This is a genomic window from Aquitalea sp. FJL05 (genome assembly GCF_003852595.1).
Classification (GTDB): domain Bacteria; phylum Pseudomonadota; class Gammaproteobacteria; order Burkholderiales; family Chromobacteriaceae; genus Aquitalea; species Aquitalea aquatilis.
On record NZ_QAJS01000019.1, the window covers coordinates 86183 to 99041 of the forward strand.

Genomic DNA, 12859 nt, shown 5'->3' on the forward strand with positions numbered 1-12859 from the left:
AGGGCGGCAGCTTAGGCTGTCGCCCTGTTTTGCATTTATCAGGCAGATATTTCCCATGCAATTGCTTGAATGCGGGCGTTTCCAGCTCGATCTGACCCAGCCCATGATCATGGGCATCCTCAATGTCACGCCGGATTCGTTTTCCGATGGCGGTCGCTTCAACTCCCTGGATAGTGCGCTGCAACGTGCCGAAAGCATGCTGGCAGACGGTGCGGCCATTCTGGATATCGGTGGTGAATCCACCCGTCCCGGTGCGCCGGAAGTCAGTGTGCAGCAGGAGCTGGACCGGGTGATGCCGGTGCTGGAACAGTTGAAGGGCATCGGCGCGCCCTTGTCGCTGGATACCCGCCGTACTGCGGTGATGCGTGCCGCCTTGCAATTGGGGGCGGTGGATCTGATCAATGATGTTTCTGCGCTGGAGGATGATGGTGCGGTGGACGCGGTGGCTGCATCGAATGTGGCGCTCTGCCTGATGCACAAGCAGGGTAATCCGGACTCCATGCAGCAGGCCCCGCACTATCTGGATGTGGTGGATGAAGTGGGCCATTATCTGTTGCGCCGGGTACAGCTGTGCCGCGATGCCGGTATTGCCGATGCCCGTCTGCTGATCGATCCCGGTTTCGGCTTTGGAAAAACTCTGCAGCACAATCTGCAATTGCTGGCCGGACTGCGCCGTATCGAGGCCATCAGCGGCCTTCCCTTGCTAGTGGGGCTGTCGCGCAAATCCATGCTCGGTGCCATTACCGGCGAGGCCATTCCCTGCGAGCGGCTGGGGGCCAGCCTGGCCGTGGCGCTGTTGTCCTTGCAGCAGGGCGCCAGGATAGTACGGGTACACGATGTCAAGGCCAGCCATCAGGCCTTGCAGGTGTGGGGCGCGATGCAGGCCTATGCCGACTGACGCCGTTATAGCCGCAGAGTTTTGCTGTGCGACTTGGCGCACAGGTACAATGCATGACTCCCGCAGGGGCCATTTTGCTGTTATGCGTTGCCAGCCATGCTGCGGCAACGTGATTAGGATGATGAGATGAGTCGCAAATATTTTGGAACGGATGGTGTGCGTGGCGAAGTAGGGCAGTTCCCCATTACGCCGGATTTTGTTCTCAAGCTGGGCCATGCTGCTGGCCGGGTGCTGGTCGATCATGACAAGGTGCATCGCCCCACGGTGTTGATCGGCAAGGACACCCGGATTTCCGGCTATATGCTGGAGGCGGCGCTGCAGGCCGGCTTTACTGCTGCCGGTGTCAATGTACTGCTGACCGGGCCTTTGCCGACTCCGGGCATCGCCTATCTGACGCGTGCGTTGCGGCTGGAGGCCGGGGTGGTGATTTCTGCCTCGCACAACCCGTATCAGGATAATGGCATCAAGTTCTTTGCCGAAGGTGGCAAAAAACTGGATGACACGCTGGAGCTGGAAATCGAGGCCATGCTTGAGCAGCCGATGACCACCAACAGCTCGGTGGAGCTGGGGCGCGCCCGTCGTATTTCCGGTGCCGCCGAACGCTATATCGAATTCTGCAAGAGTACCTTCCCCGGCGAGCGCGATCTCAAACAGCTCAAACTGGTGGTGGATTGCGCGAATGGTGCCACCTACCATATCGCGCCCAAGGTATTTCACGAACTGGGTGCCGAAGTGGTGGTCATTGGCGGGGAGCCGGATGGCTACAACATCAATGACAAGGTGGGCGCGACCTACCCCAAGACCCTGCAAGTCGCCGTGCTGGAACACCATGCCGATTTCGGCATTTCGCTGGATGGCGACGGCGACCGGCTGATCATGGTGGATCGCAATGGCAAGGTGTATGACGGCGACCAGCTGATTTACATCATTGCCAGGGCCCGTGCCGCGCGCGGCGACCTGCGGGGCGGCGTAGTGGGGACCGTGATGACCAATATGGCGATGGAACTGGCCCTGAACAAGCTGGGTGTGGCTTTTGGTCGTGCCAAGGTGGGTGACCGCTACGTCCTGGAAATGCTGCACGCCAATGGCTGGCAGGTGGGGGGCGAGGCCTCTGGCCATATCCTGTGTCTGGACAAGCACACCACAGGGGACGGCATCATCTCCAGTCTGCAGGTATTGGCCAGTCTGGCCGAAATGGGCATCAGCATGGAAGAAGCCTGTCACGACTGGACGCCATTCCCGCAAACCATGATCAATGTCCGTCACAATGGTTGCGACTGGAAAGCGGCTTCTGCCGAGGCATTGGCCGCTGCCGAGGCTGCGCTGGTTGGCGTGGGGCGCGTGGTATTGCGTCCTTCCGGTACCGAGCCGGTGGTACGGGTGATGGTGGAAGCGAGCGACCGTGGCTTATCGGAAAAGTGGGCCAGAGAAATTGCTGCCACCATAGAGCGGGTCGCCTGAGCGGGTTTTTCTGTTTGGCAGTAAAAATGATAAGGCCACTACCTTATAGGTAGTGGCCTTTTGCATGGAGCAGGGGTGTCAGCAATACTTGCGCGGCACCCGTGGTGCCACGGCACACATCAGCTCGTAGCCGATGGTGCCGGCTGCCGCAGCCACTTCTTCAATCGCTACATTGGGCCCCCACAGCTCTACTTGGCTGCCGATATCGGCCGCAGGGATGTGGCTGAGGTCGATGGCCAGCATGTCCATGGATACCCGGCCCACTGTGGCGCTGCGCTGGCCAGCCACCATCACCGGTGTGCCATTGGCGGCAATACGCGGATAGCCATCCGCATACCCGCAGGCGACGATGCCGATGCGCATGGCCTGTTCCGCTCGGAAGTTCAGCCCATAGCCCACCGTATCACCAGCTTGTAGTTGCTGGATGGCGATGATGTCGGCACTCAGTGTCATGGTGGTTTGCAGGCCCAGCGCGGTACCGTGGCATTCGGCAAACGGCGAGCAGCCGTACAGGGTGATGCCCGGCCGCACCACATCGCCATGGGTCTGTGGATGGCGGAATACCGCAGCGGAGTTGGCGGCGCTGACCGCCAGGCCACTGGCTGCGGCCACTGGAGCAAAGGCCTGCCATTGTGCCGCGACGCCACGGGCATCATCGGCGGTGGCAAAGTGGGTCATGATGGTGCTGGTACGGACCTGGGGCAGGGACTGCAGATTGGCCAGAGTCGCTGCAACTTGCTCCGGGCGAAAGCCCAGCCGGTTCATGCCGCTGTTCACCTTGAGCCAGACCTCCACCGTTTGTGGCAGGGAACCTTCGCGCAGCCAGGCAATCTGGTGAGGGGAGTGAATGGCACCGCCAATGCGATAAGTGGCCATGGCTTCGACTTCGGCACGGTCGAAAGGGCCTTCCAGCAGGACGATGTCTTGCTGGATGCCGGCCTGGCGCAGGGCGATGGCGTCTTCGATGTTGAGCAAGGCAAATCCGTCGGCGCTGTCGGCCAGGGCTAGTGCACAGCCCAGACTGCCATGACCATAGGCATCAGCCTTGATCACGGCCAGCGCGCGGCGGCCTGCGGTTTGCTTGCGGGATTGTAAATAATTATGGCGCAGGGCGGAATGATTGATTTCCACCCGTATAGGGCGTGTCATGTCAAGAAAGGATAAGGTCGAGGTGTGCTATTATAAGCGCCCGATCATGCACTCGGACAATCAGCCCGCGGCCAAATCTTGTGTCAGGACAAGACCGCGCCGGTCGGCGGAGCACTATGGACATACTGCAGATACTTCTCGATTTCTTTACCGGTTACGGTTATGTGGCTGTCTTTACCGTATTGCTGGTGTGTGGGTTCGGCATTCCGATTCCGGAGGACATCACTCTGGTCGCCGGTGGCATCATCTCCGGTCTGGGTTATGCCGATGTGGATGTAATGTTTCTGGTCGGAATGGCCGGGGTGCTGGCGGGCGATGGCATCATGTTTGCAGCCGGCCGCTTTTATGGGCACAAGGTGCAGCGCTTCCGGCCCATTGCACGCATCCTGACCCAGGAGCGTTTCGAAGCGGTACAGGAAAAGTTTGAAAAGTACGGCACCTGGGTGTTGTTTGTTGCCCGTTTTCTGCCTGGCCTGCGCTCGCCCATCTTCATTACTGCCGGCATGACCCGTCGCGTCCCGTATTGGCGCTTTCTGTTGATGGACGGTTTTGCCGCGCTGATTTCCGTACCCGTTTGGGTGTATCTGGGCCACTACGGCGCAACCCAGCGCGAGTGGCTGATGCACATGGTGCATCGCGGCCAGGTGGGCATTCTGTCGGCTGTCGGCGTGCTGCTGACGGTGCTGCTCATCGTCTATCTGTGCCGCCGTAAAAAGTGCTGTGCTGCTTCCGAGCTGAAAAAATAGATTGCCAAGCGTGAAAAAAGCCACCAGACGGTGGCTTTTTTTTCGGGCCAGACTCAACCCACCTGCAGTAATTCCACTTCAAACACCAGGGTGGCATTCGGCGGAATCACCCCGCCGGCACCCCGTGCACCATAGCCCAGTTCCGGCGGGATGGTCAGCTTGCGCTTGCCACCTACCTTCATGCCGACCACGCCCTGATCCCAGCCTTTGATGACATGGCCGGCACCCAGCGGGAAGCTGAAGGGCTGATAACGATCCTTGCTGGAGTCGAACTTGCTGCCATTGGTCAGCCAGCCGGTGTAGTGCACGGTGACTTCTTCACCAGCAACGGCTTCGGCACCTTCGCCGACGGTCAGATCTTCAATGATCAATGCGCTCATCTTCTCGTAGTCCTTGTATCTGGTTCAAGCAAGGCGGAATTGTACCATCCGCCAGCTGGTGTGGCTGCTGGAGGTTCATGTTGTATTTGTATTTTGCAATCAATAGCTTATAAAGAAATTAACTGTCTGGTTTACCCACCCACCACCAGAAGGGGATTCGTCATGGACATTACCCACGGCACGTCCCGGGAACACCCGGTTGTTCACCATGTCTCTGTTACCCAACCACTGCTCTGGCTCAGGCAGGGCCTGAAAGACCTGCGCAAAGCCCCGGCTGATGCCATGTTTTACGGTGCAGCCTTTGTGCTGATGGGCTATTTGCTGATCAGCTATTTCGACAGCGCCCCACAGTTTGTGCTGACGCTCAGCACGCTGTTCTTGCTCGGTGGACCTTTTCTCGCCATCGGCCTGTATGATCTGGCGCGCCAGCATGAGGAGATCCGCGCGCCGCAGCGCGTCAGCCTGTGGCACAGCATGAGCGCCTGGAAGGCCAACCTGCCGGGTTTCACCCTGTTTGCCGCGTTGCTGGCGGTGCTGGTGTTTGGCTGGTTCCGTGTGTCCTTGCTGCTGTTTGCCTTGTTCTACGATACGGCAGCCTTGCCGAGTCTGGACGAGCTACTGGCCAATGCCATGCTGCCCGCCAACCTACCTTTCCTGCTGGCCTATTTTGGCGTCGGTTTCCTGTTTGCGGCGACAGTGTTCGCGCTTAGTGTGGTGGCCATTCCCATGCTGCTGGACAAGGAGGTCGATACGGTGACCGCCATGGTCAACAGCCTGCAGGCGGTATACAAGAATCTGCTGACGATGACCGTATGGGCCGCTATGATTGTGATCCTTACTGCCGTGGGTTTTGCCACCTATTTCATCGGCCTGATCATCATCATGCCGGTGCTTGGACTGGCCAGCTGGCATGCCTACCGCGCCATGATCACTTATGAAAGCTGATGCCTGACCGATGACCCACCCCTCCATCGTATTCCTCGACCGGGACAGCCTGCCTGTCCCGGTTCCCGTTTTCCCGTTTGAGCATGCCTACCGCGAAATCGCCGCCACTACTCCGGAGCAGATTGTCCGGCATGTTGGCGACGCCGACATCGTGATCACCAATAAGGTGGCTTTCACCCGCGAAACCCTGCTGCAACTGCCAGGCGTGAAAATGCTGGCCATTGCGGCGACCGGCTACAACCATGTCGACCTGGCATGCTGTCGTGAGCAGGGGATCGCCGTGGCCAATATTCGCCACTATGGCGATGAAACCGTGGCCGAGCATGCTTTCACGCTGATGCTGGCGCTGGTGAAAAACCTGCCGGCCTATCAGCGCGATGTGGCTGCCGGGGTATGGGAGCAGGCCCAGCAATTCTGTCATTTCGGTGCACCGATTCGCGATCTGAAAGGGGCTACGCTGGGCATTTTCGGCTCTGGCGGCATCGGTCAGGCGCTGGCCGAGCGCGCCCGTGCCTTTGGCATGCGGGTGCAGTTTGGTGAGCGCAAGGGAGCGAGCGTGGTGCGTGATGGCTATGTCAGCTTTGCCGACCTGCTGGCGACGTCCGACGTGCTGTCACTGCACTGTCCACTCAACGATGACACCCGCAACATGATTGCCCAGGACGAATTGATGGCCATGAAGCCGGGGGCCATCCTGATCAATACCGCGCGCGGCGGGCTGGTGGATGAACAGGCGCTTGTTGCCGCCTTGAAGTACGGTCAGCTGGGTGGTGCCGGTTTTGATGTGCTCAGTACCGAGCCGCCTACGGCAGGTAATCCGCTGCTCAAGGCCCGTCTGCCGCATTTGATTGTGACACCGCATATTGGCTGGGCCAGTCAGCAGGCCATGCAGCGGCTGGCGCAGCAGCTGGTCGACAATATCGCCGCCTATGTGGCGGGCAGAGCAGAAAACCGGCTGGCCTGAGCCTGGCGCAGGCGGCTGGCCAAACGCAGTTTTTGTTAAACATTGTTTAATCAGAAAAAATACTTAATGAGCAATGTCGGTATTGGGCAATAATGCCAATTGGATTGCTTTAAATATTGTTAATGATTGAATTAAGGCATAGTATTAAATGGTCTGGGCCCGTAACGGGTTCAGGCTGCCCCGCTTGATCCGCCGTGGTTGCTCTGTCTTCCACGGCGCTTTTTTTGTCTGCTCCAGACTTAGGCTGCAGCCCAGCTGCCAGACCAGGGGACTGCAAGGACGGGCTGTTCAGTCCGGAATATCGTTGGGATTGATGCGCGGGCGTTCTTCCTCGCCCATGCCCAGCTTGCCCCGTACACAGGAAATGTAGCGGTTCACATCCGGGCCGCCGCCATAGCGCTGCGCATGCCAGATCATCTCTCCCAGGCACTCCATCATCTCGTGCTGGGCGCGATGCTCGTCGCCATGGCGCAGGGCGAGTTGCGCGTACAGTGAGCGGATGCCGAAGGGCTGGTCAATCGAGCGTTGTTCCTCAATGGCCACGTGCAGGCCAAGATGCAGGAAGGGATTGGTCTCGCCCATTTCCGGCGTCCATTCCTGTTCCAGGTATTTTTCTGGATGATTCAGGATGGAGTGGTACTCAGGGTGGTCTATAAGAATGGAAAGCACGATCTTTTCCAGATCGGTCAATACCACACCATTCTGGTGTTTTTTCCAGGTGTCGAAGAAGAAGCCGCGTGCATCCTGGCGGCTGGGTGAAAACAGCATGTGCAATACCTGAGTACGTTTCTCGGATAAGCCAGGATTATACGGAAGGGAGATAGCCATGACCACGCTTTACGCATTCTCGGCCCTGACTGCCACAGGCAGTCAATTGCCCCTGGCCAGCCTGCAAGGCCGGGTGGTTTTGCTGGTGAACACCGCCAGTGAATGTGGCTATACCCGGCAATATGCCGGACTGCAGCAGCTGCATGAACAGCTGTCATCCGCAGGCTTGAGCGTACTGGCCTTTCCCTGCAACCAGTTTGGCGGGCAGGAACCAGGTAGCGATCAGGATATTGCCGCTTTTTGCAGCAGCCGTTTTGCCGTTGGCTTTCCGGTACTGGCCAAGGTCGAGGTAAACGGTGCGCAGGCCGATCCCTTGTGGCGCTGGCTGACCCAGGCGGATACACCGCACCCGCATCCGGTGAAGTGGAATTTCACCAAGTTTCTGGTGGATGCAGAGGGCAGGGTGGTGAAGCGCTACGAGCCGGCGGTGGAGCCGCATGAACTGCAGGAGGATATCGAGAACTTGCTGAAACGGGCAGCAGCCAGCGGCTGATGCCCGCCATGGTTTATTTACGACTGAAGATGATGTCCCACACGCCGTGCCCCAGCTTGATGCCGCGGGCTTCGAACTTGGTGAGCGGACGATAGTCCGGGCGCGGTGCATAGCCGTCAGCGGTATTGGCCAGATCACCATTGGCGCTGAATACTTCCATGATCTGGATGGCGTAGTCTTCCCAGTCAGTGGCTGCGTGCAGATAGCCACCCGGCTTCAGCTTTTTCACCAGCTTTTCCACCAGCGGGGCCTGGATCAGCCGGCGCTTGTTGTGGCGCTTCTTGTGCCAGGGGTCGGGAAAGAAAATATGCACCCCGTCCAGGCAGCCATCAGCCAGCATGTGGTCCAGCACTTCCACCGCATCGTGGCGGATGATGCGCAGATTGCTCAGCTCTTTTTCGGCAATCAGCTTGCACAGATTACCCACGCCTGGCGAATGCACTTCCACGCCCAGATAGTCGCGCTCGGGGTTGGCGGCAGCGATTTCCGCTGTTGCTCCACCCATGCCAAAGCCGATTTCCAGAATCTTGGGAGCCTGGCGACCAAAAGCCTGCTGCAGATCGATGGCTTCAGCCTGATATTCGATGCCCCATTTGGGCATGCCTTCGTCCATGGCGCGCTGCTGGCCTGCCGAGAGATGTCCCTGACGCAGCACAAAGCTTCTGATGGCGCGCCCGAATGCCGGATTTTCCATGTGATTCAAACAGATAATTGCGGGAAGACGCGCATGTTACCGAATCTTGCCGGCCTTAGCGAGTGCCACGGCTTGCCAGGCGGGATTTGCCGCCAGTTGCGCGACAAATTGGCGGGCTGTGGGATAGCGCAGTGTGACGCCCAGCTCCGCCAGGCGCGCATTGCGGATGCGCCGCGACTCCGCCATATACGACCACAAGGCCGGGCTCACCTGCTGGCGGACTTCGGCGCGGCTCAGCTGTGGTGGCATGGGCAGCGAAAGTGCCCCAGCCAGCATGGCATACCAGTCGGTGGTGGTTAGCGGTTCGTCATCGCAGGCATTGAATACCCGGATGCCACCTCGCTGCTGCTGCAGGCTGGCGATGCACAAGCGCGCCAGATCATCGGCATGGATGTGATTGCTATAGCTGTCTTCCGCCGGCAGGATCAGGGGCGTGCCTTGTAACAAGCGGGTCAGTGGCAGGCGTTCCAGCGCGTAAATGCCCGGTGCGCGCAAGATATTCAGCTGGCAGCCATGGCGGCCGGCAAAGCCGCGCAATGCGGTTTCGGCATCGGCCCGGCGTTGGGCGCGCCCGGTCTGGGCTTGCAGTGGCGAGCACTCGTCCAGCCAGGCTCCATCCCCATTTCCATACACGCCAGTAGTGCTGATATAGCTAAGACGCTGTGGTATCCTGTCGGCTTTTGCCAGTGCGTACAACAACTTGCGCGTGCGATTGTCCCGTACGCCGCTGCCGGGAGGCGGCGCGGTAATCCATACGTCATCGGCCAGCCCCGCGATTCTGTGCAGGCTATCCTGGCAGTCCAGATTGGCCATGATGGGTAGGGCGCCGCCCTGGCGTGCTGCCTCGGCTGCGGCCGGATGGTGGGCAATGGCGAAAACGCGCCAGTGCCGGACCAGCTCGGGCAGGGCGCGCCGGGCGACATCGCCCAGACCTGCAATCAATAAAGTACGCATAGGCAGCATATTACCCAGATTTGGAATAAAGGTACCCAATGAGTTCCCAGGTCAAAGTGCTCCCGAGTGGGCATACGTTCAGTGTTGAAGCGCATGAAACCATTCTGGAAGCGGCTTTGCGCCAGAATGTCGGCCTGCCTTATGGCTGCCGTGACGGTGCCTGTGGCGCCTGCAAGGGCAAGGTAGTGGAAGGCGAAGTATGCCAGGATGGCTATCAGGACAAAGCGCTGCCGGAAAGCGAACGCGTCCAGGGTATGACCCTGTTCTGCTGTGCCCGCCCACAGGGCGATGTCACCATCGAAGCCCGTGAAGTGGCCGGTGCCGGTGATATCCAGATCAAGACCCTGCCGTGCCGCGTGGAAAGCATGGTGAAAATGCATGATGTGGCTGTGCTCAAGCTCAAGCTACCGGTATCGGAACGCTTGCAATTCCGCGCCGGCCAGTACATCGACATTCTGATGAAGGACGGCAAGAAGCGCAGCTTCTCCATCGCCAATGCACCGCATGACGATGCCTTCCTGGAATTGCACATTCGCCATCAGCCGGGTGGCAGCTTCTCGGAATATGTCTTCAGCCAGATGAAAGAGCGCGAGATCATGCGCTTCAAGGGTCCGCTGGGTTCTTTCTTCCTGCGCGAAGAGTCGGACAAGCCGATTATTCTGGTGGCCAGTGGCACCGGCTTTGCACCGGTCAAGGGCATTATCGAGCATGCCATCCATCATGGCATCCAGCGCCAGATGGTGCTGTACTGGGGCGCACGTACCAAGGCCGACTTGTACATGGCTGAACTGGCTGCCAGCTGGCAGGCAGAGCATGCCAACATCACCGTGATCCCGGTGTTGTCCGAAGCCTTGCCGGAAGATGCATGGCAGGGGCGCACCGGCTTTGTGCACCAGGCGGTGCTGGATGACTTTGATGATCTGTCCGGCTATCAGGTGTATGCCTGTGGCGCACCGGTGATGGTGGAGTCTGCCCATCGCAGCTTTATTCAGGAGCGCCAGCTGCCGGAAGACGAATTCTTCTCCGATGCCTTCTTCCTGTCCAAGGACATGGGTGGCAGCAAGTAATCGCACCTAGCCGTACCAAGACAAAACCCCTGCATGCAGGGGTTTTTCATTTGCAATCCCGCTCTGTGCTGATGGCAGCATGCTGCCTGTCATCATCTGCTTTGCCACATTGACGGTCAGCAATCTGCCCGGCATGCGTATTTTTGACCTGCATCAACATCCCTGTTTTGAGTATGGCTATTATGACTATCGACTAATCAATCAAGGCGGCATACCGCCAGCTAGAGGAGTGGAAGATGGAACTGCTGGGACAACTTCTATCCGACGATGTCGGTGTATTGGGATTGGCCACCATTGTCTTTGCCACAGTGGTTGTTGTGGGAGTGATCGTAGTGATTACACGCAAAGTGAAAAACGCCGGCCCGAATGACTGAGCTGGCCTGATTGTGATTGGTGTCTAGATTTCCTCTTGATGTGTGTGTTGGTGGATACGGTGGTGGGCCGTATCCATTTTTTTTGCCTGCGATAATTTGTAAAAACAATTTAACGTTGTCTTTGTGAATGATTGCGCATTTTGAATTTAAAAATTCTATTGGGATATCTTCCCGCTTCCTCCTATAACGCCCTCGTTACCCCTAGTGTCAATCAGAAGTTGCCTGCCCTGCCTATTTGATCTTGATCAAACATGTGTTTGACGTTTCTGGAATCAGATCGGTCTCGCCATTATCATTACATCAACGAATAAGAAATTAATAATATACAGATAGTTTTCAGGTAAATGTATTTCACGGAGAACGAAAATGTCCACTGAAACTGAAGCACAAGGTGGCGGAGCACCCAAACTGAAACTGGGTGCACTCACCGCACTGGTAGTGGGGTCCATGATTGGCGGCGGCATCTTCTCGCTACCGCAGAACATGGCGGCAGGCGCAGGAGCAGGCGCCATCATCATTGGTTGGGCCATTACCTTTCTGGGCATGCTGACGCTGGCATTTGCCTTCCAGATGCTGGCCAACCGCAAACCGGAAGTAGAAGGCGGGGTATATGGTTATGCCCGAGCCGGTTTCGGTGACTACATGGGCTTCAACTCGGCCTGGGGTTACTGGATTTCGGCCTGGATCGGTAATGTTTCCTACTTTGTCGTGATGTTCTCGGCATTGGGCTTCTGGTTCCATGCCTTTGGCGACGGCAACACGCCGACGGCCATCATCTGTGCCTCGGTAGTGCTGTGGGCCTTGCATTTCCTGGTATTGCGCGGTGTGCATGGTGCGGCTTTCATCAACACCATCACCACCATTGCCAAGCTGGTACCGCTGGCGCTGTTCATCGTCCTGGTGGTGTTTGCCTTCAAGATTGACACCTTCAATCTCGACTTCTGGGGTAATCCGAAGCTGGGTTCCATCGTCGATCAGGTGAAGAGCACCATGCTGGTGACCGTGTGGGTGTTCATCGGTATCGAAGGTGCCTCGATGTTCTCTGGCCGTGCCGAGAAGATGAGTGATGTGGGCAAGGCGACCGTAGTGGGTTTCCTGCTGACCATTGCCCTGCTGGTTGCTGTATCGGTACTGGCACTGGGTGTGATGACCCAGCCGGAACTGGCCGCACTGAAGAACCCGTCCACCGCTTATGTGCTGGAAAAGGCGATTGGTCCCTGGGGTGCCAACATCATGAATGCTGGTCTGGTGATCTCTGTCGGTGGTGCGCTGCTGGCCTGGACCCTGCTGGCTGCTGAAGCACCTTACCTGGCCGGTAAAGATGGCGTGATGCCGCGCATTTTCGGTACCACCAATGCCAACGGTTCGCCTGCTGCCTCGCTGTGGCTGACCAACGGCCTGATCCAACTGTTCCTGGTCATCACTCTGTTCAGCTCGGCCGGTTATCTGGCACTGCTGTCGCTGGCGACCTCGATGATCCTGATTCCTTACCTGCTGTGTTCTGTGTATTCCTTCATGGTGGCCCAGCGTGGCGAAGGCTACCAGGCAGGTGAAGGCAAGGGCCGTGACCTGAGTATTGCCGGTATTGCCAGTGTGTACGGTGTATGGCTGATCTACGCCGCTGGTGTGAAGTATCTGTTCCTGTCGATGGTGCTGTATGCCCCGGGCCTGCTGTTCTACCTGTGGGCCAAGAAAGAACATGGCGAGAAGCCGTTCAAGGGTGCTGAAGCCGCACTGGCCGCCATCATCGTCGTACTGGGTGCCATTGCCACCTACGAACTGATTACCGGTCAGCTCTCCCTCTAAGACAACAACTGTTTAATGAGGAGCGCCCACCAGGCGCTCCCCGACTCCCTTACCACACATTGAAGGAGTTTGATCATGACTAAATTTGGTGTTCATTCCG

The 12859-nt window shown here is 58.0% G+C and carries 14 protein-coding genes; 9 read left to right on the forward strand and 5 right to left on the reverse strand.

What is annotated here, in order from left to right; all coding sequences use genetic code 11:
• The first annotated feature begins 55 nt into the window (after positions 1-55).
• A complete protein-coding gene (gene folP / locus DBR44_RS18445; RefSeq protein WP_124645455.1) occupies positions 56-898 on the forward strand; it encodes a dihydropteroate synthase in 843 nt (280 codons plus the stop codon).
• 126 nt (positions 899-1024) lie between these two features.
• The gene (gene glmM, locus DBR44_RS18450) at positions 1025-2359 is read left to right on the forward strand and encodes a phosphoglucosamine mutase (RefSeq protein ID WP_124645456.1); all 1335 of its coding nucleotides are present in this window, start codon (positions 1025-1027) and stop codon (positions 2357-2359) included.
• Positions 2360-2437: 78 nt separating this feature from the next.
• On the opposite strand, the gene alr is transcribed toward glmM, so the two are convergent.
• On the reverse strand, positions 2438-3508 hold the full coding sequence (gene alr, locus DBR44_RS18455; RefSeq protein WP_124645457.1) for an alanine racemase: 1071 nt from the start codon (positions 3506-3508) through the stop codon (positions 2438-2440).
• A gap of 116 nt (positions 3509-3624) precedes the next feature.
• Between alr and DBR44_RS18460 the strand changes: the two genes are divergently transcribed.
• The gene (locus DBR44_RS18460) at positions 3625-4254 is read left to right on the forward strand and encodes a DedA family protein (protein ID WP_124645458.1); all 630 of its coding nucleotides are present in this window, start codon (positions 3625-3627) and stop codon (positions 4252-4254) included.
• A gap of 53 nt (positions 4255-4307) precedes the next feature.
• Here DBR44_RS18460 and DBR44_RS18465 read toward each other — a convergent pair whose 3' ends face one another.
• The gene (locus DBR44_RS18465) at positions 4308-4634 is read right to left on the reverse strand and encodes an FKBP-type peptidyl-prolyl cis-trans isomerase (RefSeq protein WP_059286051.1); all 327 of its coding nucleotides are present in this window, start codon (positions 4632-4634) and stop codon (positions 4308-4310) included.
• Between the two features lie 162 nt (positions 4635-4796).
• Here DBR44_RS18465 and DBR44_RS18470 point away from each other — a divergent pair, with 162 nt between their 5' ends.
• Together DBR44_RS18470 and DBR44_RS18475 are read left to right on the forward strand one after the other, a co-directional pair.
• A complete protein-coding gene (locus DBR44_RS18470; RefSeq protein WP_124645459.1) occupies positions 4797-5579 on the forward strand; it encodes a DUF2189 domain-containing protein in 783 nt (260 codons plus the stop codon).
• A 10-nt stretch (positions 5580-5589) separates the two neighbouring features.
• Positions 5590-6543, forward strand: coding sequence for a D-2-hydroxyacid dehydrogenase (locus DBR44_RS18475; RefSeq protein ID WP_124645460.1), 954 nt, complete (start codon positions 5590-5592; stop codon positions 6541-6543).
• Between the two features lie 288 nt (positions 6544-6831).
• On the opposite strand, the gene DBR44_RS18480 is transcribed toward DBR44_RS18475, so the two are convergent.
• Positions 6832-7311 (reverse strand): DUF1841 family protein, encoded by a 480-nt coding sequence (locus DBR44_RS18480; protein WP_199106928.1) that lies wholly within the window; start codon positions 7309-7311, stop codon positions 6832-6834.
• A gap of 58 nt (positions 7312-7369) precedes the next feature.
• Here DBR44_RS18480 and DBR44_RS18485 point away from each other — a divergent pair, with 58 nt between their 5' ends.
• Positions 7370-7864, forward strand: a complete 495-nt coding sequence (locus DBR44_RS18485) for a glutathione peroxidase (RefSeq protein WP_124645461.1) — start codon at positions 7370-7372, stop codon at positions 7862-7864.
• A 13-nt stretch (positions 7865-7877) separates the two neighbouring features.
• On the opposite strand, the gene trmB is transcribed toward DBR44_RS18485, so the two are convergent.
• Together trmB and DBR44_RS18495 are read right to left on the reverse strand one after the other, a co-directional pair.
• Positions 7878-8558: a tRNA (guanosine(46)-N7)-methyltransferase TrmB gene (gene trmB, locus DBR44_RS18490; protein WP_124645462.1), complete on the reverse strand. Its 681-nt coding sequence runs from the start codon at positions 8556-8558 to the stop codon at positions 7878-7880.
• Between the two features lie 36 nt (positions 8559-8594).
• Positions 8595-9512 (reverse strand): NAD(P)H-binding protein, encoded by a 918-nt coding sequence (locus tag DBR44_RS18495; protein WP_124645463.1) that lies wholly within the window; start codon positions 9510-9512, stop codon positions 8595-8597.
• Positions 9513-9550: 38 nt separating this feature from the next.
• On the opposite strand from DBR44_RS18495, the gene DBR44_RS18500 reads away from it, so the two are divergent.
• From DBR44_RS18500 to arcD, 3 genes are all read left to right on the forward strand, one after another.
• On the forward strand, positions 9551-10579 hold the full coding sequence (locus DBR44_RS18500; protein WP_124645464.1) for a CDP-6-deoxy-delta-3,4-glucoseen reductase: 1029 nt from the start codon (positions 9551-9553) through the stop codon (positions 10577-10579).
• A 236-nt stretch (positions 10580-10815) separates the two neighbouring features.
• Positions 10816-10953, forward strand: a complete 138-nt coding sequence (locus DBR44_RS18505; protein WP_124645465.1) for a DUF3149 domain-containing protein — start codon at positions 10816-10818, stop codon at positions 10951-10953.
• A gap of 366 nt (positions 10954-11319) precedes the next feature.
• Positions 11320-12759 (forward strand): arginine-ornithine antiporter, encoded by a 1440-nt coding sequence (gene arcD, locus DBR44_RS18510; RefSeq protein WP_124645466.1) that lies wholly within the window; start codon positions 11320-11322, stop codon positions 12757-12759.
• Positions 12760-12859: the final 100 nt, after the last annotated feature.

What these genes read in the sequence shown, in the direction of transcription:
- folP (WP_124645455.1), top strand. Translation starts at nt 56, where the DNA reads ATGCAATTGCTTGAATGCGGGCGTTTCCAGCTCGATCTGACCCAGCCC.
- glmM (WP_124645456.1), top strand. Translation starts at nt 1,025, where the DNA reads ATGAGTCGCAAATATTTTGGAACGGATGGTGTGCGTGGCGAAGTAGGG.
- alr (WP_124645457.1), bottom strand. Translation starts at nt 3,508, where the DNA reads ATGACACGCCCTATACGGGTGGAAATCAATCATTCCGCCCTGCGCCAT.
- DBR44_RS18460 (WP_124645458.1), top strand. Translation starts at nt 3,625, where the DNA reads ATGGACATACTGCAGATACTTCTCGATTTCTTTACCGGTTACGGTTAT.
- DBR44_RS18465 (WP_059286051.1), bottom strand. Translation starts at nt 4,634, where the DNA reads ATGAGCGCATTGATCATTGAAGATCTGACCGTCGGCGAAGGTGCCGAA.
- DBR44_RS18470 (WP_124645459.1), top strand. Translation starts at nt 4,797, where the DNA reads ATGGACATTACCCACGGCACGTCCCGGGAACACCCGGTTGTTCACCAT.
- DBR44_RS18475 (WP_124645460.1), top strand. Translation starts at nt 5,590, where the DNA reads ATGACCCACCCCTCCATCGTATTCCTCGACCGGGACAGCCTGCCTGTC.
- DBR44_RS18480 (WP_199106928.1), bottom strand. Translation starts at nt 7,311, where the DNA reads ATGCTGTTTTCACCCAGCCGCCAGGATGCACGCGGCTTCTTCTTCGAC.
- DBR44_RS18485 (WP_124645461.1), top strand. Translation starts at nt 7,370, where the DNA reads ATGACCACGCTTTACGCATTCTCGGCCCTGACTGCCACAGGCAGTCAA.
- trmB (WP_124645462.1), bottom strand. Translation starts at nt 8,558, where the DNA reads ATGGAAAATCCGGCATTCGGGCGCGCCATCAGAAGCTTTGTGCTGCGT.
- DBR44_RS18495 (WP_124645463.1), bottom strand. Translation starts at nt 9,512, where the DNA reads ATGCGTACTTTATTGATTGCAGGTCTGGGCGATGTCGCCCGGCGCGCC.
- DBR44_RS18500 (WP_124645464.1), top strand. Translation starts at nt 9,551, where the DNA reads ATGAGTTCCCAGGTCAAAGTGCTCCCGAGTGGGCATACGTTCAGTGTT.
- DBR44_RS18505 (WP_124645465.1), top strand. Translation starts at nt 10,816, where the DNA reads ATGGAACTGCTGGGACAACTTCTATCCGACGATGTCGGTGTATTGGGA.
- arcD (WP_124645466.1), top strand. Translation starts at nt 11,320, where the DNA reads ATGTCCACTGAAACTGAAGCACAAGGTGGCGGAGCACCCAAACTGAAA.